The organism is Micromonospora sp. ALFpr18c (assembly GCF_008868155.1).
Lineage (GTDB): Bacteria > Actinomycetota > Actinomycetes > Mycobacteriales > Micromonosporaceae > Micromonospora.
In genome coordinates, this window is the sequence record NZ_WBKR01000015.1 from 1 (window position 1) to 24074 (window position 24074).

The 24074-nt window shown below is 71.3% G+C and carries 27 protein-coding genes and 1 pseudogene; 11 read left to right on the forward strand and 17 right to left on the reverse strand.

What is annotated here, in order from left to right:
* Positions 1–5: 5 nt before the first annotated feature.
* Positions 6–1007: a UDP-N-acetylmuramate dehydrogenase gene (locus tag F8271_RS05130; protein ID WP_370461860.1), complete on the reverse strand. Its 1002-nt coding sequence runs from the start codon at positions 1005–1007 to the stop codon at positions 6–8.
* 150 nt (positions 1008–1157) lie between these two features.
* Here F8271_RS05130 and F8271_RS05135 point away from each other — a divergent pair, with 150 nt between their 5' ends.
* The 7 genes from F8271_RS05135 to F8271_RS05165 all read left to right on the forward strand — a co-directional run bounded on the left by F8271_RS05135 (position 1158) and on the right by F8271_RS05165 (position 8855).
* Positions 1158–1919: a maleylpyruvate isomerase family mycothiol-dependent enzyme gene (locus tag F8271_RS05135; RefSeq protein ID WP_151488492.1), complete on the forward strand. Its 762-nt coding sequence runs from the start codon at positions 1158–1160 to the stop codon at positions 1917–1919.
* Between the two features lie 178 nt (positions 1920–2097).
* Positions 2098–3405: an ABC transporter substrate-binding protein gene (locus tag F8271_RS05140; protein WP_151488493.1), complete on the forward strand. Its 1308-nt coding sequence runs from the start codon at positions 2098–2100 to the stop codon at positions 3403–3405.
* A gap of 70 nt (positions 3406–3475) precedes the next feature.
* On the forward strand, positions 3476–4468 hold the full coding sequence (locus F8271_RS05145) for a carbohydrate ABC transporter permease (RefSeq protein WP_151488494.1): 993 nt from the start codon (positions 3476–3478) through the stop codon (positions 4466–4468).
* A complete protein-coding gene (locus tag F8271_RS05150; RefSeq protein WP_151488495.1) occupies positions 4465–5298 on the forward strand; it encodes a carbohydrate ABC transporter permease in 834 nt (277 codons plus the stop codon). The genes F8271_RS05145 and F8271_RS05150 overlap by 4 nt, the downstream gene beginning before the upstream one ends.
* Positions 5295–6674: a GH1 family beta-glucosidase gene (locus F8271_RS05155; protein WP_151488496.1), complete on the forward strand. Its 1380-nt coding sequence runs from the start codon at positions 5295–5297 to the stop codon at positions 6672–6674. Before F8271_RS05150 ends, F8271_RS05155 begins: the two co-directional genes overlap by 4 nt.
* Positions 6675–6692: 18 nt before the next feature.
* Positions 6693–7700, forward strand: coding sequence for a LacI family DNA-binding transcriptional regulator (locus F8271_RS05160; protein ID WP_151488497.1), 1008 nt, complete (start codon positions 6693–6695; stop codon positions 7698–7700).
* A gap of 258 nt (positions 7701–7958) precedes the next feature.
* Complete coding sequence (locus tag F8271_RS05165) at positions 7959–8855, forward strand: GNAT family N-acetyltransferase (RefSeq protein ID WP_151488498.1); 897 nt, start codon at positions 7959–7961, stop codon at positions 8853–8855.
* Here F8271_RS05165 and F8271_RS05170 read toward each other — a convergent pair whose 3' ends face one another.
* The 4 genes from F8271_RS05170 to F8271_RS05195 form a co-directional block, all read right to left on the reverse strand.
* Positions 8856–9110: a transposase gene (locus F8271_RS05170; protein ID WP_192580147.1), complete on the reverse strand. Its 255-nt coding sequence runs from the start codon at positions 9108–9110 to the stop codon at positions 8856–8858. It lies immediately after the preceding gene.
* A 317-nt stretch (positions 9111–9427) separates the two neighbouring features.
* Positions 9428–9829 carry a hypothetical protein gene (locus F8271_RS05180; RefSeq protein ID WP_151488500.1) on the reverse strand — a complete coding sequence of 134 codons (402 nt, stop codon included), beginning with the start codon at positions 9827–9829 and terminating at the stop codon, positions 9428–9430.
* An 850-nt stretch (positions 9830–10679) separates the two neighbouring features.
* Positions 10680–11192, reverse strand: a complete 513-nt coding sequence (locus tag F8271_RS05190) for an O-acetyl-ADP-ribose deacetylase (RefSeq protein ID WP_151488502.1) — start codon at positions 11190–11192, stop codon at positions 10680–10682.
* 1 nt (position 11193) lies between these two features.
* Positions 11194–11985, reverse strand: a complete 792-nt coding sequence (locus tag F8271_RS05195; protein ID WP_151488503.1) for an EI24 domain-containing protein — start codon at positions 11983–11985, stop codon at positions 11194–11196.
* A gap of 68 nt (positions 11986–12053) precedes the next feature.
* Here F8271_RS05195 and F8271_RS05200 point away from each other — a divergent pair.
* Positions 12054–12835 (forward strand): annotated as a pseudogene (locus F8271_RS05200) (helix-turn-helix transcriptional regulator).
* Here F8271_RS05200 and F8271_RS05205 read toward each other — a convergent pair.
* The 6 genes from F8271_RS05205 to F8271_RS05230 all read right to left on the reverse strand — a co-directional run bounded on the left by F8271_RS05205 (position 12826) and on the right by F8271_RS05230 (position 17142).
* The gene (locus F8271_RS05205) at positions 12826–13740 is read right to left on the reverse strand and encodes an SDR family oxidoreductase (protein ID WP_151488504.1); all 915 of its coding nucleotides are present in this window, start codon (positions 13738–13740) and stop codon (positions 12826–12828) included. The pseudogene F8271_RS05200 and the gene F8271_RS05205 overlap by 10 nt on opposite strands.
* Positions 13741–13786: 46 nt before the next feature.
* Positions 13787–14524: an alanyl-tRNA editing protein gene (locus tag F8271_RS05210; protein WP_151488505.1), complete on the reverse strand. Its 738-nt coding sequence runs from the start codon at positions 14522–14524 to the stop codon at positions 13787–13789.
* Positions 14525–14535: 11 nt separating this feature from the next.
* On the reverse strand, positions 14536–15423 hold the full coding sequence (locus F8271_RS05215; protein ID WP_151488506.1) for an alpha/beta fold hydrolase: 888 nt from the start codon (positions 15421–15423) through the stop codon (positions 14536–14538).
* Complete coding sequence (locus tag F8271_RS05220; RefSeq protein ID WP_151488507.1) at positions 15420–15734, reverse strand: DUF2516 family protein; 315 nt, start codon at positions 15732–15734, stop codon at positions 15420–15422. Before F8271_RS05220 ends, F8271_RS05215 begins: the two co-directional genes overlap by 4 nt.
* Positions 15735–15805: 71 nt before the next feature.
* A complete protein-coding gene (locus F8271_RS05225; RefSeq protein WP_151488508.1) occupies positions 15806–16513 on the reverse strand; it encodes a hypothetical protein in 708 nt (235 codons plus the stop codon).
* Entirely contained in the window at positions 16510–17142 is a 633-nt protein-coding gene (locus F8271_RS05230) for a helix-turn-helix domain-containing protein (RefSeq protein WP_151488509.1), read from the reverse strand. Before F8271_RS05230 ends, F8271_RS05225 begins: the two co-directional genes overlap by 4 nt.
* Positions 17143–17254: 112 nt before the next feature.
* Between F8271_RS05230 and F8271_RS05235 the strand changes: the two genes are divergently transcribed.
* On the forward strand, positions 17255–18052 hold the full coding sequence (locus F8271_RS05235; RefSeq protein ID WP_151488510.1) for an alpha/beta fold hydrolase: 798 nt from the start codon (positions 17255–17257) through the stop codon (positions 18050–18052).
* Positions 18053–18274: 222 nt separating this feature from the next.
* Here the strand turns inward: F8271_RS05235 and F8271_RS05240 are convergent, their stop codons facing one another.
* The 4 genes from F8271_RS05240 to F8271_RS05255 all read right to left on the reverse strand — a co-directional run bounded on the left by F8271_RS05240 (position 18275) and on the right by F8271_RS05255 (position 21693).
* Positions 18275–19234: an asparaginase gene (locus F8271_RS05240; protein ID WP_151488511.1), complete on the reverse strand. Its 960-nt coding sequence runs from the start codon at positions 19232–19234 to the stop codon at positions 18275–18277.
* A gap of 94 nt (positions 19235–19328) precedes the next feature.
* Positions 19329–20156 (reverse strand): 3-keto-5-aminohexanoate cleavage protein, encoded by an 828-nt coding sequence (locus F8271_RS05245; protein WP_151488512.1) that lies wholly within the window; start codon positions 20154–20156, stop codon positions 19329–19331.
* A 23-nt stretch (positions 20157–20179) separates the two neighbouring features.
* Complete coding sequence (locus tag F8271_RS05250) at positions 20180–21292, reverse strand: folate-binding protein YgfZ (RefSeq protein ID WP_151488513.1); 1113 nt, start codon at positions 21290–21292, stop codon at positions 20180–20182.
* Positions 21289–21693: a Fur family transcriptional regulator gene (locus F8271_RS05255; protein ID WP_151488543.1), complete on the reverse strand. Its 405-nt coding sequence runs from the start codon at positions 21691–21693 to the stop codon at positions 21289–21291. The genes F8271_RS05250 and F8271_RS05255 overlap by 4 nt, the downstream gene beginning before the upstream one ends.
* A gap of 83 nt (positions 21694–21776) precedes the next feature.
* On the opposite strand from F8271_RS05255, the gene F8271_RS05260 reads away from it, so the two are divergent.
* Complete coding sequence (locus F8271_RS05260; RefSeq protein ID WP_151488514.1) at positions 21777–22649, forward strand: aminotransferase class IV; 873 nt, start codon at positions 21777–21779, stop codon at positions 22647–22649.
* Positions 22650–22652: 3 nt separating this feature from the next.
* Here the strand turns inward: F8271_RS05260 and F8271_RS05265 are convergent, their stop codons facing one another.
* Together F8271_RS05265 and mtfM are read right to left on the reverse strand one after the other, a co-directional pair.
* Positions 22653–23243: an FABP family protein gene (locus F8271_RS05265; protein ID WP_151488515.1), complete on the reverse strand. Its 591-nt coding sequence runs from the start codon at positions 23241–23243 to the stop codon at positions 22653–22655.
* 55 nt (positions 23244–23298) lie between these two features.
* Complete coding sequence (mtfM, locus tag F8271_RS33970; protein WP_030327764.1) at positions 23299–23403, reverse strand: small membrane protein MtfM; 105 nt, start codon at positions 23401–23403, stop codon at positions 23299–23301.
* Between the two features lie 12 nt (positions 23404–23415).
* Here mtfM and F8271_RS05270 point away from each other — a divergent pair, with 12 nt between their 5' ends.
* Positions 23416–23790: a DsrE family protein gene (locus tag F8271_RS05270; protein ID WP_151488516.1), complete on the forward strand. Its 375-nt coding sequence runs from the start codon at positions 23416–23418 to the stop codon at positions 23788–23790.
* The last annotated feature ends 284 nt before the right edge of the window (positions 23791–24074 follow it).

Below are 24074 nucleotides of genomic sequence, written 5' to 3' on the forward strand. Positions count from 1 at the left end.
TGGGGTTAGAGGGTGCAGTTGATGAGGACTGGTTCGGGGTGCAGGGTTACGCCGAAGCGGGTGTGCACCGTGTCGCGGATGGTGGCGGCCAGGGTGAGCAGGTCGGTGGTGCTGGCGTTGCCGCTGTGGTTGGTGAGGGCGAGGGTGTGTTTGCCGGAGATGGCCACGCCGTCCGGGCCGGGATGCCCCTTCGCGAAGCCGGCCTTGTCGATCAGCCAGGCCGCGCTCACCTTGACCATGCCGTCGGCACCGGGCCAGTTCGGCGGCTCGCCCAGGTCGGCGGCGTGTTCCCGGAGCGACTCGTAGGTCGCCGGGTCGAGGACCGGATTGGTGAAGAAGGAGCCGACCGAGCGAGTGTCCGGGTCGTTGGCGTCGAGCACCATGCCCTTGCCGGCACGCAGCCGCAGCACCGCCGCGCGGGCGTCGGCCAGCGGAACCTGGTCGCCGACGTCGACACCGAGCGCGCGGGCCAGTTCGGCGTAACGCACCGGGCCGGAGAGCGGGGATCTGGTGAGCCGGAAGTCGACGGACAGCACCACCCAGCGGTCCCGGTACTTGAAGATGCTGCCCCGGTAGGCGAAGCCGCAGTCGGCGGCGGGGATGGCGTAACGGGTGTCCTCGGTCCGGTCGTACACCTCGACTCCGGTGATCGTCTCGGCGACCTCCTGGCCGTACGCACCGACGTTCTGGATCGGGGTCGCGCCGGTCGAGCCGGGGACGCCGGAGAGACACTCCAGCCCGGACCAGCCGTTGGCCACCGTGGCGGCGACCAGGTCGTCCCATGGTTCGCCGGCCTCGACCCGTACCGTGACGGACGCGGCGTCCTCGGCGACGACGCGCAGGCCGCGGGAGCGCACCAGGACGACCGTGCCCGCGAAGCCTGTGTCGCTGATCACCACGTTGCTGCCGCCGGCCAGGATGAGGATCGGCTCGTCGGCCCCCCGAACTGCCTGGACGATGGCGTCGGGGCTGGTCGCGGCCACGATCCGCCCGGCCGGGCCGCCCATCCGCAGCGTGGTGTAGCCGGCCAGTGGACCGGGGATGGCACGATCGGTTTCGGTTGTCGGCTGGGCGTAGGCGTCTGACACGTCTTTCACCTTAGGCTGAGGAGTAGCCGTGGCACCCAATGGTGGCTCGGCACCCCCGGGAGGATGGCGATGAGCAGACTGCAGGGCAGCAAGGATTTCTGGATCGGCGCGCTCCGTGCGGAGGGGCCGGCCTTCGCCGCCGCGGTGGCCGAGGCCCCGCCGGAGACACCGGTACTGTCCTGTCCGGGCTGGACAGTCAACGATCTCACTTTGCACCTCGCCGGTATCTACCATTGGGTTTCTTCGTTCGCGGGCTCCGGCCTGACGACCGTACCGGCCCGCCCGGATCGGACCGACGCGGAGCCCGGTGTGAGCCCGTTGCAGCTCTGGCAGCAGGGCTACGACAAGCTGATGACCCTCTTCGACGGGCTCGACCCGGAGGCGCCGGCGTGGAACTGGGCTCCGCAGCCGAAGCGGGCGGGTTTCTGGCCGCGGCGGATGGCGCACGAGACGGCGGTGCACCGCTGGGACGCTCAGCTCGCCATCGCCGCCGGTGAGCCGGTCGAGGCGAAGCTCGCGGCCGACGGGGTGAGCGAGGTGCTGGACACCTGGCTGCCCGCCGGGCGGCGGCGGGTGCCGGGCGACTGGCACGGCGTGGTGCAGCTCGCGGCGACCGACGCGGATCAGGAGTGGTATCTGCGACTGCGCGGCGAGGGGGTGGCGTTGCTGGACACGGCGACGATCCTCGACCACGACGACCACCACGCCCGGGCGCACGTCACCGGCACGGCGAGCGATCTGTTGCTGGCGCTGTGGGGTCGGGTGAGCTTCGAGACGCTGGACGTGACCGGCGACCGCAGCCTGCTCGAAGGTCTGCGCACCGGCCGCTGACCGGTCCTTCGCGGCGAGGGCGTCACCCCCTGGGGTGACGCCCTCGTTGGCGTCCGGGTCCGGTCGGCAACGTCGAGAGAGCGCTCTCTTGACAGCACCGGACGCACCCCCCACCCTCATGTGAGAGCGCTCTCTCAGCACCGCCGCCATCGACCACCTCGAGAGGGGTCCCCATCCCATGGCTGTCTTCCCGCGCCGCCGCCTCGCCGCGGTGGCCCTCGCCGCCACCACCGCCCTGCTCGTCACCGCCGGCTGCGGCGGCGGCGACGGGCAGGGCGGCGACGGGCAGGTCACACTGACCGTCGACGTCTTCGGCCAGTTCGGCTACGAGCAGCTCTACCAGGAGTACATGTCCGCGCACCCCGGCGTGAAGATCGTCGAACGCGGCACCGGCACCAACCTCGACGAGTACTCACCGAAGCTCACCCAGTGGCTGGCCGCCGGCCGGGGCGCCGGCGACGTGGTGGCCATCGAGGAGGGTCTGCTGGTCGAGTACAAGGCGAACCCCGGCAACTTCGTCAACCTGCTCGACCACGGTGCCGCCGACCTCAAGGGCAACTTCCTCGACTGGAAGTGGGACGCCGGGCTGACCGCCGACGGCAAGCAGCTCATCGGCCTCGGCACCGACGTCGGCGGCATCGCCATGTGCTACCGCAAGGACCTCTTCGAGAAGGCCGGCCTGCCCACCGAGCGGGACGCGGTGTCCCAACTCTGGCCGACCTGGCAGGACTACATCGCCACCGGGGAACGCTTCGTCGCCGCGAAGACCGGCGCGTCCTTCCTCGACGCGGCCACCAACACCTTCAACACCATCCTGCTGCAGACCGCCGGCAACACCACCGGGTACAGCTACTACGACACCAGCGGCACCCTCGTCGTCGACAGCAACCCGGCCGTACGCCAGGCGTGGGACACCACCATGGACATCATCGACTCGGGGCTGTCCGGCAAGTACGGATCCTGGTCCGAGGAGTGGGTCTCCGCCTTCAAGCAGTCCAAGTTCGCCACCATCGCCTGCCCCGCGTGGATGACCGGGGTCATCGAGGGCAACGCCGGCCCGGCCGCCCAGGGCAAGTGGGACATCGCCCGGGTGCCCGGCAACGGCGGCAACTGGGGCGGATCGCACCTCGCCGTGCCCAAGCAGAGCAAGCACCAGGCCGAGGCGATCGAGCTGGCCAAGTTCCTCACCAGCGCCAAGGGGCAGATCGGCGCGTTCAAGGCCAAGGGCCCGCTGCCCTCCTCCCCGCAGGCACTCGACGACCCGGCGATCACCGGCGCTTCCAACGCGTACTTCTCCGGAGCGCCGGTCGGCACCATCTTCGGCAGTGGCGCGAGGAGCCTCAAGCCGGTCTACATGGGCCCGAAGAACCAGGCCGTCCGCACCGAGGTGGAGAACGCCGTACGGACGGTGGAACTCGGCCAGCGCAACCCGGGGCAGGGCTGGACCGACGCGGTGACCAACGCGAAGAAGGCCGCCGCCAAGTAGTCCGAGCCAGCGTGCGGGCGGGCTCCGGGAGCCGGAGTTCCGCCCGCACGACGGAAAGGAGTCCCCGGGCATGACCGTCCAGCTCGACGCCCGCCCGCCGGTCGCACCGGCATCCGGCAACCACCGCCCATCCTCGGGTCGGCTCAGCCGGCTCGACACCCGCTTCTCGCCGTACCTCTACATCGCCCCGTTCTTCCTGCTCTTCGCGGTCTTCGGGGTCTACCCGCTGGCGTACACCTTCTGGGTCTCCCTGCACGACTGGGACCTGCTCGGCACCGACCATCCGTTCGTCGGCGCGGAGAACTACACCCGGTTGCTCGCCGACGTCGACTTCTGGCACGCGCTGGTGAACACGCTGGGCATCTTCGTGATCTCCACCGTGCCGCAGCTGCTCGCCGCGCTGTGGCTGGCCAACCTCCTGAACCGGGGGCTGCGGGCCCGCACCGGCTGGCGGATGGCCGTGCTCGTCCCGAACGTCACCTCCACCGCCGCCGTGGCGATCGTCTTCGGGGTGCTCTTCGGCCGCGAGTTCGGCATGGTCAACTGGCTGCTCGACCTCGTGGGGCTGGACGCGATCGACTGGAAATCCAACCGGATCGCCTCCTGGGTGGCCATCTCCGCCATGGTCGACTGGCGGTGGACCGGCTACAACGCGCTGATCCTCCTGGCCGCGATGCAGGCCATCCCCCGCGACCTGTACGAGGCCGCGGCGATCGACGGCGCCAACCGCGTCCGGCAGTTCTGGTCGGTGACCGTGCCGCTGCTCAAGCCGACGATCATCTTCTGCGCCATCATCGCCACCATCGGCGGGTTGCAGCTGTTCACCGAGCCCCGGATGTTCCACTCCGGCACCAACCCGATCCGGGGCGGCCCGCTGCGCGAGTCGCAGACCCTGACCATGTACATGTTCGAGAACGCCTTCGCACCGCACTACAACTTCGGGTACGGATCAGCGGTCGCCTGGCTGCTCTTCGCGCTCATCGCCATCGTCGCGACCGTCAACGTGCTGGTCCTGCGTCGCCTCGGCGGCGGGTCCGGCCCTCGGAAGGGAGCGGCACGATGAGCCGGCTCTGGCGGGCCAGCCCGCTCACCTACCTGGCCCTGGTGGCCGCCGCGGCCCTGTCGATCTTTCCGATCTGGTGGATGTTCGTGGTCGCCAGCCGGTCCAGCGACGCGATGGGACAACTGCCGCCCCCGATCACGCCCGGCGGCAACCTGGGCGCCAACATCGCCCGGCTGTTCGACAACACCGACGCGTACTTTTTGACCGGTCTGATCAACTCGGTGATCGTCGCGACCACGGTCACCGTGTCCGTGGTGTTCTTCTCCAGCCTGGCCGGGTTCGCCTTCGCGAAGCTGCGGTTCCGTGGACGCAACGCGCTGCTGCTGGTGATCATCGCGACCATGATGGTGCCGACGCAGCTCGGCGTGATCCCGCTCTACCTGCTGATGACCCGACTGCACTGGAACGACCGGCTGCCCGCGGTCATCGTGCCGGTGCTGGTCACCGGGTTCGGGGTGTTCATGATGCGGCAGTACGCCGGCCAGGCCATCAGCGACGAACTGATCGAGGCCGCCCGGATGGACGGCTGCGGCACCGCCCGGACCTGGTGGCACGTCGTGCTGCCCGCGCTGCGTCCGGCCGCCGCCGTACTCGGCCTGCTCACGTTCATGACCACCTGGAACGACTTCCTGTGGCCGTACGCTGTGCTGAACGACCCAGCAAATCCGACCGTGCAGCTCTCCCTGCGGGCGCTGTCGGACGGGTACTACCAGGACATGTCGCAGGTGTTCACCGGGACAGCCATCGCGACGCTGCCCCTGCTACTGGTCTTCGTGCTGTTCGGCCGTCAGATCATCGGCGGGATCATGGAAGGTGCGGTAAAGGCGTGAGTGAACTCCGTTTTCCCGAGCATTTCCTGTGGGGGGCGGCAACCGCCGCGTACCAGATCGAGGGCGCGGCCCGCGACGACGGCCGCGGTCCGTCCATCTGGGACACCTTCAGCCGTACGCCGGGCAAGGTGTACCAGGGCCACACCGGCGACGTCGCCTGCGACCACTACCACCGGTACGCCGACGACGTGGCGCTGATGGCCGAGCTGGGGTTGCGGGCGTACCGCTTCTCGGTGTCCTGGCCGCGGATCCAGCCGGACGGCACCGGCCCGGCCAACCCGCGCGGACTGGACTTCTACGACCGGCTCACCGACACGCTCCTCGACCGGGGGATCGACCCGATCGTCACCCTGTACCACTGGGACCTGCCGCAGAGCCTGGGCGACCGGGGCGGCTGGACCAACCGGGACACCGCCGAGCACTTCGCCACGTACGCCACCGCGGTGTACGCGCGCCTCGGCGACCGGATCGACGTCTGGACCACGCTCAACGAGCCGTGGTGCTCGGCGTACCTCGGTTACGGCAACGGGATCCACGCACCGGGCGAGCAGGATCCGGCGGCGGCCTTCGCCGCCGTACACCATCTGCTGCTCGGGCACGGCCTGGCGGCGCGGGCGTTGCGTGCGGCCGGCGCGCGCAGCGTGGGCATCACCGTCAACCCGGCGGACGTACGGCCGGCCGACCCGGACAGCGCGGCGGACGCCGCCGCGGTGCGCCTGGTCGACGGCCTGCACAATCGGATCTTCCTCGACCCGTTGCTGGCCGGCGGCTACCCCGACGACGTCCGCGAGCACGTGGCGCGCATCGTGGAGCCGACGTTCATCCGCGACGGTGACGAGAAGCTGATCGCCGCCCCCATCGACCTGCTCGGCATCAACTACTACGCGCCCAGCTACGTCGCGGGTCGGCCCGACGGCGCCGGCAACGGCGCGTACCCGGGCACCGAGGGCGCGGTGCACTTCCTGCCGCCGGCCGGGCCGCTCACCGACATGGGCTGGATGATCGAACCGGCCGGTCTGACCCGGCTGCTGGAGCGGATCGCCACCGACTACCCGGGCGTGCCGTTGCTGATCACCGAGAACGGTGCGGCGTTCCCCGACAAGCCGGGCACCGACTCGCCCGACAGCCCGACGCAGGTGATCGATTCGGATCGGATCGCCTACCTCGACGGGCACCTGCGTGCCGCGCACGAGGCGATCTCCCGGGGCGTGGACCTGCGCGGTTATCTCGTATGGTCATTCCTGGACAACTTCGAGTGGGCGGAGGGTTACCGCAAGCGGTTCGGGATCGTGCACGTCGACTACCTGACCCAGCGGCGCACACCGAAGGCCAGCGCCCGGTGGTACCAGGAGGTGATCTCCCGGAACGGGCTGTGACGAGCGGGGGGAGTCGCGATGACGACGGCGCACCGGCCGACGCTCGAGGCGGTGGCGGCACGGGCCGGGGTTTCCCGGGCCACCGTCTCCCGCGTGGTCAACGGCTCCACCACCGTCGCCGAGCCGATCCGCGAGGCCGTCAACCGGGCGGTCGCCGAGCTGGGGTACGTCCCCAACCTGGCCGCCCGCAGCCTGGTCACCCAGCGCACCGACTCGATCGCCCTGGTCATGCCGGAGGCGGCCACAAGAGTCTTCTCCGACGACCAGGTCTTCCCCGGCATCATTCGCGGCGTCAGCCAGGAGTTGGAGGCGGCCGACAAACAACTCGTGCTGATGCTGGCCGGCTCGCCGGCCGGGCATCACCGCGTCGAGCGATACACCACCGGCCGGCACGTGGACGGGGTGCTGTTCGCGTCGTTGCACGGCGCCGACCCGCTGCCCGGCACGCTGGCCCGGCTCGGCATACCGGTGGTGGTCAGTGGTCGACCGCTCGGCGACGTGCCCGTGCCGTACGTCGACGTCGACCACGTCGGCGGGGTGACCGCGGCCGTCCGGCACCTGATCGACAGCGGTCGCCGACGGATCGCCACCATCGCCGGGCCACAGGACATGGTCGCCGGGATCGAACGGCTCACCGGCTACCGCACCGCCGTGGCCGCCGCCGGGCTGCCCGAACTGATCGCCGTCGGTGACTTCACCCGGGAGTCCGGGGGCGCGGCGATGCGGCGACTGCTCGCCGAACACCCCGACCTGGACGGCGTCTTCGCCGCCTCCGACCTGATGGCGCACGCCGCCCTGCGGACGCTGCGCGAGGCCGGCCGGCGGGTGCCGGAGGACGTGGCGGTGGTCGGCTTCGACGACATCGAGACCGCCGCCTACACCGAACCACCGCTGACCACCGTCCGGCAGCCCATCGTGGAACTCGGCCGGCGGATGACCCGGCAACTGCTCCGGCTGGCCGCCGGGGAGACCGTCGAGCCGGCGGTCATGCTCGACACCGAGCTGATCATCCGCGCCTCCGCCTGACCGCCGTCGCAAGGTTCACTTCCAAGATCCGCACAACTTCGGTGTTATTGCTGCTTCCCGGCGTCGGGAGGCAGCAATAACCCTGAAATTGCTGCCTGCGGCCGCGCAGGCGTCGCGTTATTGCGTCGCTTCGGTGGGGGATCGTGGTTAGCCTCGCCGGCATGCCGGATCCTGTCGCGCTGCTGCAAGTACCCGCTCTCACCGACGTCGTCAAGACCACCATGTACGTGGCGTCGTCGCGGCAGGCGGTGGCCTGAGATGCGCATCCGGGTGGCGCAGCCGGACGACGCTGCGGACGTGGTCGCCCTGCGGGCGGTCGTCCACCCGTACCTCGTACGCGGGGTCGAGTCGACCCGCAAGATGATCGCCGAACCACCGCCGCACGACGGCTGGACCGCGTTCGTGGCCGAGGTCGACGGTCAGCTGGTCGGCTGGACGTCCGCCGAGCCCAACGCCTCGACATCGGTGCAGGGTTTCGGCGACGTCAACATGCTGCACGTGCACCCCGAGCGCCGCCGCAGCGGGATCGGAGCGGCGCTGTTGACCGCCGCGATCGACCACCTCCGCCTCCTCGGAGTTCGGCGCGTACGCACCATGGCCACGGCGGACTCCCTGCCCTTCGCGCGCCGGCACGGTTTCACGCCCAGCCGGGAGGTGCGCTACTCGGCGCTGGACCTGAACCCGCCACCCGCGCTGCCCGAGCCACCCCCGGGCGTACGGCTGCGGCCGGTCGCGGAGCTGGACCCCCGCCTGCTCTACGAGGCCGACGTGGCCTCGGCCCTCGACGAACCCGGCGACGTACCCGTCGACGCGGTCACCTTCGAGAACTGGCGGTACGACGTGTGGGACAACCTCGGACTGGACAAGGCCGCCAGCACCGCCACGGAGGTCGACGGCGACGTGGCCGCGTTCAGCCTGGTCAAGCGGGACGGTGCACGGATGTGGTCGGACTACACCTGCTCCGTCCCGGCGTACCGGGGTCGAGGACTGGCCCGGATGGCCAAGACGGCGGCGCTGCACCGGGCCGCCGAGGACGGCGTACGGATCGCGTACACCTCGAACGACGAGTCGAACGCGCCGATGCTGGCGATCAACGCCCGGCTGGGTTACCGGCCGGTGGCGTCGCAGTGGACCTGCCTGGCCGATGTGAGCTGATCAGTCGGCGTGGTTGTCGCCGCGCGGGAGGGTCCACTCCAGGAACCGCCCGACGTACACCGCAGGGTCCGGCCGCAGGCCCAGCCTCAGCGCGTCGGCGAACGCCTCCCGCGCGAGCGCGTTGACCCAGTTCCGCAGCGTCTCATGATTGACGCCGAGTTCCTGACCGGCCTCACGCAGTGACCGGCCCGACGAGCGGACCAGATCAACAGCGTCCCTACGGAACTGCTCGGGGTACTTCGATGGACGTGGCACCAGGCCATCCTTCCCCAGAACACTGTCTGGGCTCAGGGTGTCCGGTCCGCAGGGGGAACCTCAGGGCAACTCCACTACGCAATAGCCCTGACCCGCCGGCCCTCGTCCACGATCAGGCGCGTAAGCCGAAGACGTGCACGAGGAGTCGAAGCAGCGTTAGCGCGGGACACGAAGGCCTCCTGGTTGGCAGAGCGGTTCCTAGACAGCTCCACCCCACAACCGGAGGCCTTCGTCATTACGTCTATCTACGTCGTGTCGTCACACAACCTCGACCAACATCCCCGGGCAGTACAACTAGCTCGGTGACACGCCTCGAACTAGTACGAGTAGGTCGCGTACGGACGGCTGGTGTTGCCCTTGCTGAAGAACTTGATGCCCGTATTGCTCGCAGCCGACACGTCAACGGACTTGAGGATTTTCAGCTCTGGGAATGGATTCCACCCCACGACTTCAATCCGTGACGTGGACGAAGGAATATTACCCTTTCTGCACGTGCCCGGCTCGACCGGGATCGAGGCAATCGAAGACCAGTTGAAGTTCGTGGGAGTTTTATAGAATCTGACGTACGACCAATAGTTTGCCTGCGAGCAAAGCAGATACCGGCCCTTGCCCATGGACGCCTCTGCAGGGGCGGCAGTTGCCGTGAGTGCCGCCGTCGACAGCATGGCCGCCACGGCGGCACCTGCCGTGACACTCTTGAGTAAGGTCTTGATCGTCATACGGTCCTTCCTCTGGTGGCTGTGATCCCCCGCGTGATCCCTGCGAGCGGCGTGATCCCTACAAGGCATACTCACTCAGGCCCTTGCGGTCACACAGGGGAAGGGAATGCTCCAAAGTGGAGCGTATCTCCTGGCTCTTTCTTTTCTCTGAAGGATTTGCAGATTGGGTTCGCACGCTCGGCTGTGGCGAGTCGGACATGGTGCGACCTGCCGCTCCGGCATTGTCAAACTCGGCTGCCTAGCACTCCAGCCGCACCTGGCGGAGATGGAGTCTTCACTGATAGTAGGCGATTTCGGCGCGGTGCTGGTGTCGGCGTTGCCATCGTAACCATCGATGGATGTGGTCGAAGTGCCCGATGGTGATCAGGTGTGCCAGCAGGGCCAGGGCCCCAGGGTCATTGCGTTGTCGGGCAACTGCTGGTCACGGCGGTGATCAGGTCGTGTGAGCGACGGTTGGCTTGGCGGGTGGCTCGGGCGATGTTGGTCGCGCCGGTGATGCGGTGCCAGCCGATCGCGGTGTTACGCAGGGTTGCGATGACGGCGGGTCCGGTGCCTGTTCGGGCCTGGTGGAGGTCTTCACGAAACGTCACGTCGCGTACGTGATGGAGGCAGTTCTCGATGTGCCAGTGGCGGCGGATCCAGGTTTGCAGATCGACCGGCTGGGCCTGGCCGGCGGGTAGCCTTGCCGTCGATCGCGATGACCGTGCGGTACCGCCTCGGCCTGCTCACCGCGCGGCCTCACCCGCCTCCTGCACCTCGACAGAGGCCGAACTCGTCCCGAACTCCTGGTCAACGGCCCGTCGGCCGACTATGCAATCGCACTGTCTCTAACGTCTTCTCTGGACGACGACTAAACCGCAGAGATCTCGCAGGCCGCAGCGTGGGTGTCCGCGCCGAAGAGCACCAGGCGGGCCTCGCTGACCGTCGCCGGCGTGGCCCGACGGAGCACCGACAGCGCCTGGCGGACCGCATCGTCGACCGGCCAGCCGTAGATCCCGGCGGAGATCAGCGGGAACGCCACCGTGGACGCACCCAGCTCGTCGGCCACCCGGAGGCTGTTGGCGTAGCAGTCGCGTAGCAGTGTCGACCGGTCCTCGGTGGCCGACCAGACCGGCCCGACGGTGTGGATCACCCAGCGGGCCGGCAGGTCCCCGGCCGTGGTCGCCACCGCCTGACCGGTCGGCAGCCCTCTGCCGTAACGGGACGCCCGCAGCGCCCGGCACTCGGCCAGGATCGCCGGACCGCCGCGCCGGTGGATCGCACCGTCGACCCCACCGCCGCCGAGCAGCGACGAGTTCGCGGCGTTCACGACCGCGTCCACCGCCTGGGCGGTGATGTCCCCCTCGACCAGGGTGATCTCCATGTCAGCGCTCCTCGGCCGACTGGCCCAACGATCGGCGGGCCAGCAGGGTCGCACCGGCGACCGCGGCCGGCATGATCAGCACCGCGCCCAGCGGAATGAGGAAGCAGAGGAAGACCGCCACCCCGAAACCGAGCGCGGCCGGCCGGTCCGCCTTGAGGATCGTCCGGCGCTGCGGCAGCCGCATCCCGCGCCGGTAGAACGGCGCACCGACCAGCTCCACGGCGAGGAACCAGCCGCCCACCGCCGCCCCGATCACCGGGACGACCGTCTGGCCGACCACCGGGATGAAGCCGGCGAGGAACAGCGGGATGCCGACCAACGCGGTGAGCGCCACCAGTCGTACGGAGTCGGCGATGCTGCGGCGCAGCGACGACCAGAAGGGCACCTCCACCGCACCCGGAGTGCCGCCGAGGCGATCCTCCACCCGCTCGGAGATCTTCTCGTAGAAGGGGTCGCCGATGACCAGCGTCACCGCCGTGAAGGTGAGCACGCCGAGCAGCCCGCCGAGCCCCAGGAAGGCCAGCCCGGCGATCACCCGGACCAGACTGCGGGCCGACGTCGACCAGTCGTCGGCGAACGGGGTGACCAGGGCGGCGAGGTCGTCCACGAAGTACACGAGGGTGGCCAGCGCGGCCACGAAGAGCGCGCCGGAGATCAGCGCCGGCACGATGCCGAGCAGCATCAGCCCCGGGCTGCGGACGTAGAGGCCGAGCCCACGCAGGAGCAGCCCCGCGCCGGCGAAGAAGCGTCCGACGACCCCGGTCACCGGGCTGGCGATTCTGCTGACGTCCACGATCGAGCAGCCTAACGACCGGTGATCGAATCCGCCGGGCGGCGAGCGGCACGGGGCAGGATGGGCGGGTGCGCGCCTCCCGACTGATCTCGCTGCTGTTGCTGTTGCAGGCGCGCGGGTCGATGACGGCCGGCGAGCTGGCCCGGGAGTTGGAGGTCTCCGAGCGGACCGTGTACCGGGACGTGCTGGCGCTCTCCGCCGCCGGGGTGCCGGTCTACGCCGACCGGGGCCGGGCCGGCGGGTACCGCCTGCTCGGCGGGTATCGGACCCGCCTGACCGGGCTGACCCGGGACGAGGCCGAGGCGCTCTTCCTCGCCGGTCTGCCCGGCCCGGCCGGCGACATGGGGCTCGCCGATGCGGTCGCGTCCGCCGAGTTGAGGGTGCTGGCCGCGCTGCCGCCCGCCCTGCGGGACGCGCCGGCCCGCACCGGCCAACGGTTCCACCTGGACGTGCCGGGCTGGTTCCGGGAGACCGGGTCGCCGGGGTGGAGGTGGGCGACGAGAGCTTCGACCGCGACGAGGGCTTCGACCTGGCCGGGCACTGGCGCGAGCAGGCCGGGTCGTTCCTGCGGACCATGCTGCGGGCCGAGGTCACCGTCCGGCTCAGCCCCGCCGGCCTGCGCCAGCTCCGACACCTGGTCGATGCCCCGTTCGTGTACGACGAGGTGCTCGCCGCCGCCGGCGAACCCGACGGGCAGGGCTGGGTGGTGGCCCGGCTGCCCGTCGAGTCGGTCGAGGTGGCGTACCACCAGTTGCTGGGCCTCGGCCCCGAGGTGGAGGCGGTCGATCCACCCGAGCTACGGACGCGGTTCGCCGACGCGGCCGACCGGCTGCGCGACCTCTACCGGTAGCCGGTGACGTCGGCCGGTCTGCCGGCGTCGACGACCTCGACGATGTAGCGGAACGCCTCCGGCTGGCTGCCGTCGACGTCGGTGAACCCGTACACCTTGGACAGCGTGCCGGCGTCGACGGACTGGCCGTTCCACCGGCCCTTCTCCTCGTCGGCGGCGAGCGCGGCCACCGCGCGGCCGACGAACGCCGGAGTCTCCGAGATGAGGAAGTTCGGGTCGGTGGCGGCGCCGTCGCGCCAGTTCTCCTCGGTGACGCCGAAGTGCTCCAGCATCGACTCGGAGCGGATCCAGCCGGGGGTGAGCGCCACGGCCGTGCAGCCGTGCGGCTTCAGCTCGTGCGCCTGGGTGAAGGCGAGCCGGTTGACCGACACCTTGGCCAGGTCGTAGAAGACCGAGAGCCGGTAGTTCTCGTCGTTGTACGCCTTCGTGCCGTCGCCGATCTCCACGACCAGGCCACCGGGCTTGCGGATCAGCAGCGGCAGGGCGAAGTGGCTGGTGATGATGTGCGTGTCGACGGCCAGCCGCAGGGTGCGGAAACCGGCGTCGAGTGGCTGCTCCCAGACCGGCTTGTCCCAGGTGACCAGCGGGTCGCCGCCCCAGATGTCGTTGACCAGCACGTCGAGGTGGCCCTGCTCGGCGTCGATCCGGGCGACCAGGTCGCGGACCTGCTCCGGCACCAGGTGGTCGACCCGGACGGCGATGCCGGTGCCGCCGGCCGCGGTGACCAGCTCGGCGGTTTCCTCGATGGTCTCCGGTCGGTCCATCTCCGAACGGCCGGCGCGGCTGCTGCGACCGGTGGCGTACACGGTGGCACCGGCCGCGCCGAGCTGAACGGCGATCTGCCGGCCGGCTCCCCGGGTCGCCCCGGCGACGAGCGCGATCTTTCCTGCGAGCGGTTGTGTCATACCTGCGAGGTTGTCAGCGATACCTGACAACCGGGGTCCGAATTTGTCAGTCCACCAGTCTGACGCGTACCCGGCGGTTGGCGCGGCCCTTGCTCTCCACCTTGACCACCTGCACCTTGCCGATCTGGGCGGTGGACGCGACGTGGGTGCCGCCATCGGCCTGCACGTCCAGCCCGACGATGTCGACGATCCGGACCTCCTGCTCGTCCGGCGGGATCAGGTTGGACTGGGTGCGGATGATGTCCGGCAGGGCCAGCGCCTCGGTGCGCGGCAGCACCCGGGTGGCGACCGACCGGTCGGCGGCCACCTCGGCGTTGACCAACTCCTCGATCCGGCTCTTGAAGTCGGGAGGCACCTCGGGAAGGTTGAAGTCCATCCTGGCCTCGCCGGGTTCCATCGAGTTGCCTGTGACGAGCGCGCCGAAGTCGCGGAACACCACACCGCAGAGCACGTGCAGGCCGGAGTGGGTGCGCATCAGCCGGGTACGGCGCTCGTCCTCCACCGCCCCGACGACCTCGGTGCCGACCGGCGGCAACGGGTCACCCTCGGCGGGGATCAGGTACGGGTCGTCGCCCTTGCGGGTGCCGACGATCCGGGTCTGCACGCCCTGCCACAGCAGGACGCCGTGGTCCGGTGGCTGGCCACCGCCGCCCGGGTAGAACGCCGAACGGTCCAGCACGATGCCCTGCTCCGGATCGGCGTGCAGAACCGTGCACGTCCACTCGCGCAGGGTCGGGTCCGCCAGGTCCAGCCGGTGCGTCCGGCCGTGTTGTGTGACGCCCATGACAGGGCAGGCTACTCGTTGAGGAAGCCGGAGATGCGCTCCCGCAGGTCGGCGCGTTCCGACCAGAGCACGCCGGGCCGGTCATACACGTGCAGGGTGGCCCGGGGCAACGCGGCGGCGAGCCGCTCGGCGACCTCGACCGGGTGCAGGTCGTCGCCGGCACACGCGATCACCAGCGCCGGCGCGTTGACCGCCGCCAGGGCGGCGACGTCGTGCAGCGGCGCCTGCTCCGGCAGGGTGGCCAGACCGTCGGCGAGGCCGTCGCGGAGCAACTGGTCGAGCCGCTGCCGCAGGTACGCCCAGCCGGCCGGGGTGTTACGCACCGGCGGCGGCAGTTCCAGCGAGACGACGTCGGCCACCGCCGAGGCGTCGCCGCTCTCCACCGCCTCCAGCAGGTCGGTGAGGCGTTGCCGGGCCACCGGCCCACGCGGCTCGTCGAGCACGGCGGGCAGGAAGAAGACCAGCTTGTCGAAGCGCTCCGGGCTCTCGGTCAGCAGCCGGCAGAGGGCACCCGCGCCGAGGCTCGCCCCGAACGCGCGGCTGGCGCCGCCGAGATCCGCGACGGCGCGCAGATCCCGTGCCAGGTCGAGGTACGTCCACGACCCGTCCGGCGCGTCGGATCGGCCGTGCCCCCGGAACTGGAAGAACACCTTGCGGCCGGTAACCCCGCTGCCGAACGGGCGGGTGGTGGCGATGCCGTTGCCCAGCCCGTGCGCGAACACGGTGACCGGATCACCGGTGCCGGTGACCAGCCTCTCCAGTCGTACGCCGTGCGGGGTGGTGACCAGCTCGGTCTCCGGCTCGGGCAGTGCGGGTCGACCGGTTCGCGGCCCGCCCGGGCCGGGCCCCGAGGTGCGGGGCCCGCTGTCCGGTGGGGGCGGCCATCGGAAACCTCTCACCAGAACCCTTTGCCGTCGCTCAGGTCGCGCAGGCCGACCCGGACGTCAAGCAGGTAGATGAGCGCGGCGGCGATGCCGATCAGTCCGAAGAGACTGATCGGACCGAAGCCGAGCAGGGTGAGCACGAGGCAGACCGCGAGGATGGCGATCCAACCACCCTTGGGCAGCGTCCCGATGGCGGGGAAGCCGTCGGCGCGCTGCGTCACGGCGTGCACCAGCGCGACACCCTGGATGATCAGCGCGAAGACGAGCAGGATCAGCTCGATCACGTAGCGGACTTCAAAGGCGAAGATCGGCGCGGCGTTGGCCATGCCGGCAAGCTTATGTCGACGACCCCGACTACGTCCGACAAGGACGCCGTCGGGGTCGTCGACGCGGCGAACTACTCGGCCGCCGGGCGGGTCCGCTTGGTGGCCCGGGGCAGCTTCGCCGACGGGGTGGCGGCGGGCGTGGCGGCCTTCGGGGCGCGGGCGGCCTTCTTGACGGCGGCCGGCTTCGCCTCGGCGATCTCGGCCACCTCCGCCGGGGTCGACACCTCGGTCGGGGTCGACACCTCGCCGGCAGCCGGGGCGGTGGTCTCGGCCGGGCTGGTGGTCGACGTCACGGCCTGGGTGGCCTCGATGTCGGCGTTGACCGTCTCGGCGGCCTCCAGCACACCGGCGCCGACGACCCGCTCACCGCGGGCGACCAGGGCACCGTACGCGGCGAACGCCCGCTCCTGTGCGGCCTGGGCGCTCGCGACCACCACGGCGGCGTTGCGGGTCGCGGCCGCGCGCAGCTTGTCGAGGTCGGCGACCTCGCGCAGCTTGGCCAGATCGGCCGACTCGCGGAGCTTGGCGAGGTCCAGTTCGGCCTGTGCCCGGCCGCGCAGGGTGCCGGCGGTCTCGTTGGCGGTGCGCAGCGTCTCGGTGGCCTTCTGGCGCAGCTCGAAGCCGGTCAGCACGGCCCGCCCGCCCAGGTCGGCGACGACCCGGGTGCCGAGGACACCGACCACGGTCGGCAGCTTGCGCAGCTGCTCGAGGGCCAGCTCTCCGGCGCCGGCGGCGGCGTAGATCGGGGCGGGGATGCGGTTCGTCTTCGGCTCGGTCATGACGTCTCCTCTTCGGCCGCCTCGGCGGCCTTCCGGACCGCCGGACCGGCGGCCTTCTTCTCGGGGGTGTTCGTGCTGCCCGGGGCGGGAGCGGTGCCCGCCTCGGTGACGGCGACCGACTCGAGCACGGCCTCGGTCGGAGTGCCGCCTGCGGTGGTGGGGCCGGTGGCGGCGAGGTTGGCCACGTCGGCCGGCTGGTCGGCGACATCGGTCGGGGTCGTCGTCCCGGCCGTGTTGCCGGTGGCGGTCGCGCCGGGGGTCTCGGCGGCGGCCTGAGCCTCGGTCAGCCGGGCGTTCTCCCGGCGGAACGTCTCGTAGATCTGGCTGAGGGACTGCTTCTGGGCCATCGTCAGGTCGGTGTCCACGGCGATGGCGGCGAGCACACCGTGGCCCTCCTTGTCGTCGAGCAGCCCGGCCCGCAGGTACATCGCCGGGGTGGAGACCCGCAGCGCGCTGGCCAGCTGCTGGAGCACCTCGGCGCTGGGCTTGCGCAGGCCGCGCTCGATCTGGCTGAGGTACGGGTTGCTGACTCCCGCCTGCTCGGCGAGCTGCCGCAGCGAGATCTTGGCGTTGCGCCGTAGATCGCGGATGAACCCGCCGACGTCGGGAAGGTCCTTCGGTGTGGCCATGAGACTGACGCTAGACGGCCCTGCTAGCTCCTGCAAGCAAAACGCTAACCAGAGTTAGCAAGGTCTCAACGTCCCATTTGCGTGCCGCCCCTCCGGTCCGTACGGTCCCTCCGTGCACAAGATCACAGTCAATGGATCAGCCATCGCGTACGACGAGGTCGGCACCGGTTCGCCGGTCGTCCTGCTGCACGCCGGCATCACCGACCGCCGGATGTGGCGCGGACAGGTCCCGGCGCTCGCCGCCCGGCACCGGGTGATCGTTCCGGACCTGCGCGGTTACGGCGACTCCGAGCTGCCCCCGACGCCGTTCGCGCACCACGACGACGTGGCCGGCCTGCTGGACGCGCTCGACCTGCCCCGGGCCGCCCTGGTCGGCTGCTCGTTCGGTGGATCGGTGGCCATCGACACCGCGCTGGCCCACCCGGACCGGGTGAGCGCGCTCGCGCTGTTCGACACGGCGGTCTCCGGCAACGAGTGGTCCGACGAGGCGAACGACCTCTGGGACAGCCTGGTCGGCGAGGTCGACCCGGACGATTTCGTCGCCGGGGCCGCCGGTGAGGTGCGGTTCTGGGTGGTCGGTCCGGGCCGCCAGCCGGCCGACGTCGACCCCGAGCTGATCGCGTTCGCGCAGGAGATGGACCAGCGGGCGCTCGCCGCCGAGCTGGCGCTCGGCGCGGTCGAGGTGGGCGAACTGTCGCCGCCGGCGATCGGCCGCCTCGGCGAACTGCGGATGCCCGTCCTGGTCACCGCCGGCGCCGCCGACGTGCCGGACATCAGCCGGCTCGCCGACCGGATCGCCGCCGAGGCGCCCAACGCGGTACGACTGCCCGACGTGCCGGACGCCGCGCACCTGCTGCCGCTGGAGCGCCCCGAGCCGGTCAACGCCGCCCTGCTCGACTTCCTGGCCTGATCGACCCCCGGTCGGCGGTCGGCGGTCGGCGGTCGGCGGTCGGCGGTCGGCGGTCGGCGGTCGGCGGTCGGACGAGCCTGATGCCTCAGAGTCATATTGATGACTCTGAGGCATCACCGTCATGACGAGTGGGCCACCCGGCAGGCCGCCGGGCCCCATCCAGCCGGCTCCGCCACCAGCCAGCGGCCTCAGGCCGCCGGGCCAGCCACGCCGCGACACGGTTTACCAGAGCGGACGGACCGCGCCCACCGGCACCCCGCCGCCGAAGAGCGGCACCTCGGCGTACTCGGTCAGCACCGGGGCGTCCACGCCGAGCCGGCGTAGCGCGGAGACCAACACCGGCATCCGGGCGCGGTCGGCGCCGTCGTCGATCTTCAGTGCGACGGCGCCGACACCCGGCAGCCCGACCGCGATCACACCCTCGGCGCCGATCTTCGCCAGCAGGCCCGGGACGCCGCGCATCAACCTGGTGTCATCGGCACGGGTGCCGCCGACGATCTCCGGGTGCGCACGCATCGCGTCGGCGACCGCGCGAGGCGTCGAGCCGGGCTCGGCCTCGACCAGCCGCAGGTACGCCCCGGCCAGGCCGGTCAGCGACACCGCGAGCACCGGGGCGCCACAGCCGTCCACCCCCACCGCCGCCGCCTGCTCGCCGGTGAACTCCTCGATGGCGGCCCGCAACCCCTGCTGCAACGGGTGCTCCGGTCGCCAGTAGCCGTCCAGCGGCCACCCGGCGGCCTGGCAGGTCAGCAGCATCCCGCTGTGCTTGCCGGAACAGTTCATCTGCACCCTGCTCGGGCCGCCACCGGCGCGCAGGACCGCCTCCCGGGCCGCCGCGCCCACCGGCAGATCGGGCGGACAGTGCAGGGCCGCGGCATCGAGCCCGGCCCGGTCCAGCAGCGCGCCGACCCGGGCCAGATGGAAGTCCTCGCCCGCGTGGCTCGCCGACACCAGCGCCAGATCGGCCGGGTCGGTCAGCGGCAGGCCGGCACGGAGCATCCCGATCGTCTGCATCGGCTTGCTGGCCGAACGGGGAAAGACCGGAGAGGCCACGTCCCCGGCGACGGCCACCGGCACACCGGCGGCGTCCAGCACCACCGCCGAGCCGCGATGCACGCCCTCCACGAACCCGGACCGGACCACCTCGGCGAGCGGCGCGCCGCCCTCGTACGTCTTTACCACGTGCTGGACGGTACCGACGCTTCTGGGGGCACCGGCGGCGGGGTGACCAGGACGTCCACCGCCCGGGTGACAGGGGCGCGGGACGGCCGCGTCCTTACAGTCCGAGCAGCTCGCGGGCCTCGGTGGTGGTCAGCGGTGGGCGCTGGGCGAGCTGCGCGAAGCCGACCGCGCGGGCGACCAGTTGCATGTTGGACTCCACCGGGCGCCCCTTCGCGTACGTCACCGTGTCCTCCATGCCGACGCGCAGGTGCCCACCGGTCGACAGTGCGGCCAGCATGACCGGGATGGTGCTGCGACCGATGCCGGTGGCCGAGAAAGTGGTGCCCTCCGGCAGGTCCCGCAGCATCCGGTGAGCCGCGACCAACGTCTCGGTGGTGCCCGGCATGCCGCCCGGCACACCCATCACGAAGTCGACGTGCACGTGCCCGCCGGCCGGCAGTCCGTACCTGCCGAGCAGCCGCTGCAACGCGGAAAGGTGGCCGAGGTCGAAGATCTCGTACTCCGGCACGATCCCCCGGTCCTGCATACGGCCGTGCAGGTCGACGATGAACTCCCACCGGTTGAGGAAGACGTCCTCACCGAAGTTGACCGTGCCCATCGTGCACGAGGCCATGTCCGGTCGGGCGTCGAGCACCGCGAGTCGGGCGGACTCCGGGTCGGTCACCGCGCCGCCGCTGGACAGCTGCACGATCAGGTCGGTGGTCTCCCGCAACGCCGCCACCGTCTCGGCCAGGCGTGCCGGGTCGAGGGTGGGCCGTGCCGCGTCGTCACGGATGTGGACGTGGATCACGGCGGCACCGAGCGCCTCGCACTCCTTGGCGGTGCGCAGCAGCTCGTCGAGGGTCACCGGCAGGGCCGGCACCTCCGCCTTGGCCGACTCCGCCCCGGTCGGGGCCACCGTGATCAACGTCCCTGTCGTCATGCCGGCGATCCTAGACGGCCGGGTCAGGACGGGTCGATCGCCGCCGCCGTCTCGCCGATCCGCAGGGCGGCGTCGTCCGGAACGTTCCGCTTCAGCACGGCGAGGGCAACCTGGCCCAACTCGTGGTGCAGCACGGCGGTGCCGACGAAGCCCACCGTCCGGCCGTCGAGGGTCACCGGCGTACCGGCGGTCGGCGGCTGGTCGGTGGTCACCCCGTCCAGATGCAGCAGTACGAGGCGACGCGGCGGCCGGCCCATGTTGTGCACCCGGGCCACCGTCTCCTGACCCCGGTAGCAGCCCTTGTCCAGGTGCACGGCAGGGCCGATCAGATCCACCTCGGCCGGGATGGTCCGGTGGTCGGTGTCCACCCCGACCCGGGGCCGGCGGGCGGCCACCCGGATCGCCTCGTACGCCCACAGGCCCGCCACCGGCACGCCCGCGCCTCGCAGCTCCGCCACCACCTGGTCCATCGCCGAGCGGGGCACCAGCAGGTCCACGCCGAGCGGCCAGCGCCGGGCCCAGCCGCCGACGGGCAGCGGTCGTACGTCGTACCGAACGCTCGCCCGCGGTGGGACGGCGCCGGCGGCGAACTTCGGACCGGGCACCGCGACCAGGTCCGGTTCGGCCAGCCCGGTCACCCCGAGCGTGCCCAGCGCCTCCGTGGCCGCGGGGCCGACCAGCGACAGCAGCGCCCGCTCGGCGGTGGCGTCGCGCGGGTCGACCTTGCTGAAGAACCGCATCTTCTCCAGGTAGGTCAACAGGCCCTCGGTCGCGCCGGGCTCGGTGTCCAGCCAGGCGGTCTCGCCGTCCTCGGCGACCAGGGCGTGCTGCTCGACGTGCCCGTGCGGGGACAGCACCAGCAACTCGGTGCCGTCACCGGCGGCCAGCGCCGTCAGGTGCTGCGAAGTGATCGTGTGCAGCCAGCCGGCGCGGTCCTCCCCGGGCACCGCGATGACGCCCCGGTGCGACCGGTCGACGAGTCCGACCTCGGTGTCCAGGGTGCGCTGCTCGCGCAGCGGGTCGCCATAGTGCGCGGCGACCCCCCGCACCCCGGCCGCGACGTGCGCCGGATCGGGCTGGTCGCGGCTGGCCTCGTCGATGCTCTCGACGGCCACCGCACCCGCGATGTCGATCATTTGTGGTCCCCGTTCTCGCAGCGTGCGCAGACGCCGAAGAGTGACACGTGCCCGATGTCCACCCGGAAACCCCGCTGGGCGGCCAACTCGTCGCTGAGCGGACGGAACAGCTCCGGATCGACCTCGTCGATCGCGCCGCACTCCCGGCAGACCAGGTGGACGTGTTGGTGCTCACCCGCCGCGTGATAGGTCGGCGAGCCGTGGGAGAGATGGGTGTGGGTCACCAGGCCGAGCCGTTCCAGCAGCTCCAGCGTGCGGTAGATGGTGGTGATGTTGACGCCGGCGGCGACCTCCCGGACAGCGGTGTGCACCTGCTCCGGTGTGGCGTGGCCCAGATCGAGCACCGCCTGGAGGACGAGCTGCCGCTGGGCTGTCAGCCGCAGCCCACGGGCCCGGAGCATTTCCGCGAGGGAGGATTCGGACACCGTCCGATCATAGTTCGCCGATCGCGCCACCCCCCTGCGCGCCGCTACGCTGCACGGTCATGGTGACCTCCTCCGCTGGCACGGTCCCGGCCGCACGGATCGCCGTGCTCGGGCGGGGCCTGATCCCGGTCGACGAGCCGGTGCTCCGCGGCGACGACCTGGGCGTCCTGCGCGGCGACGGGCTCTTCGAGTCCATGCACCTGCGTCAGGGCCGGCCGTGGCTGCGCGACGAGCACCTGGCCCGGCTGACCACGGCGGCCGCGGCCGTCGACCTGGAGCTACCCCCCACCGACACGCTGATCGACCTGCTCGACACGGTCCGCGCGGGCTGGCCCGCCCAGATCGAGGGTGCGCTGCGGCTGGTCTGCACCCGGGGCTCGGAGGCCGGTGGGGCACCGACCGTCTACGCCACGCTGACCGAGGTGCCGGCGTCGTCCCGGGCGGCGCGGCGGAACGGGATCACCGTGGCCGTCCTGCCGCTGGGGGTGCCCGCCGACGCGCGTACCGGACTGGACTGGTTGCCGGCCGGCATCAAGTCCACCTCGTACGCGGTCAACAGCGCCGCCCGCCGCTGGGCACAGCGGGCCGGGGTGGACGACGTGCTCTGGGTCTCCTCCGACGGGTACGCCCTGGAAGGGCCCACCGCCAACGTGGTGTGGCTCACCGGGGACACGCTCTGCACGGTGCCGGCCGCCACCACCGGCATCCTGCCCGGCACGACCGTGGCCTGGCTGCTCGCCCACGCCGACGAGCTGGGCCTGAGCGCCGCCGAACGGATGGTCACGCCGGCGGAGCTGCACGCCGCGGACGGGGTCTGGTTCAGTTCGTCGGTCCGTGGGCTCACCGAGGTCCGGATGCTGGACGGGGTGCGTCGGGACCACTGCCCGCGCACCCCCGCCCTGCACGCCGTGCTGGGCTTTCCCGTCGGCTGACGGTCAGCCGCCGACCCGGATGAGCCGGGCGGACAGGTGCGGGCTGAGCCCGTGCCCCATCGCCGCCATCTCCTGGGCGTACAGCAACGCACCCTCGACGATGCCGAACAGTCGGTGCCCGGCGGTGACCTCCTTGGCGGTCGGCGTCCGGACGACCGCGTCGGTGGCGAACTCGACCTGGGTGCCGGTGCGCTTGCCAAGGTGCAGCTCCATCACGCCGGTCGGCGTGGTCAGCAGGGCCTCCAGCTCGTCGGTGGCCCGGCCGTCCACCAGGACCGGCCGCCACCAGCCGACCTCCCGCCCGGCGGGGCGGACCGGCCGGCTCTGCTCGTCGAGAATCCAGGCACGGGACTCGTAGTGCAGGAACGGTCGGCCGTCGTGGCTGATCCGGATCTCCTGCGCGTAGTCGAAGTCCTCGATGGTGGGGAAACCACCCTTGCCCCGGCCACGCCACAGACCGATGTAGGGCAGCAGGCCGTCCAACGCGGGGTGCAGCTTCGGCCCGACCCGCAGGTCGTAGCTCTCCTCGTACGGGTACTCCTCGACGGGCGGCGCGTTCAGCCACGGTGGCTGCAGCGGGTTGTCCTCGCTCACAGGGCAACCTTCGTTCGCGACTGCGGGGCTCGCAACCCCGGCTCACTCCTCGCGCTCACCAACGTCCTCTCGATATGCGTACGGCAAGGTAGACCAGGCCACCGGCGAGCCCGCCCAGGCCGGCGACCAGCAGGCTGACGAACCCGATCTCGGTAACCATCCCGACCATCCTATGCTGGGCCACATGGCCCGCAATCTCGTCGTCAAGGCCACCGCGGGGGCGGACGCCCCGGAGCGGTGCGCGCAGGCGTTCACGGTCGCCGCGACGGCGGTCGCGGCCGGCGCCGACGTGTCGCTCTGGCTGACCGGGGAGTCGACCTGGTTCGCACTGCCCGGCCGCGCCCAGGAGTTCGAGCTGCCGCACTCCGCGCCGCTGGCCGAACTGCTGCACATCGTCCTGACCAGCGGTCGGGTGACCGCCTGCACCCAGTGCGCGGCCCGCCGGGACATCGGCCCGGACGACGTCCTGCCGGGGGTACGGATCGCGGGCGCCGCGGCCTTCGTCGAGGAGGCGTTGGCCGAGGGCACGCAGGCACTCGTCTACTGACCTCCGCGGCGGCACGGCCGGCCGCCACGGGCGGAGTGCGGATACCGACCCGACAACCCGGACAGCTGCCTACGATTCGGATGTGACCGAGGCGACGGAGAGGTTCTTCGAATCACTGCCGGTCCGCGCCCCCGGCGTCCTGCGCGGCCTGGCCGACGGAACCCTCCAGATCGACCTGGGCACCGAGAACCAGACCGAGCACTGGCGAATCCGGATGCGACCGGGGTCGGTGGAGGTCAACCGAAGCCGGGGACCGGCCGACGCCATCTGGTACAGCAGCACGG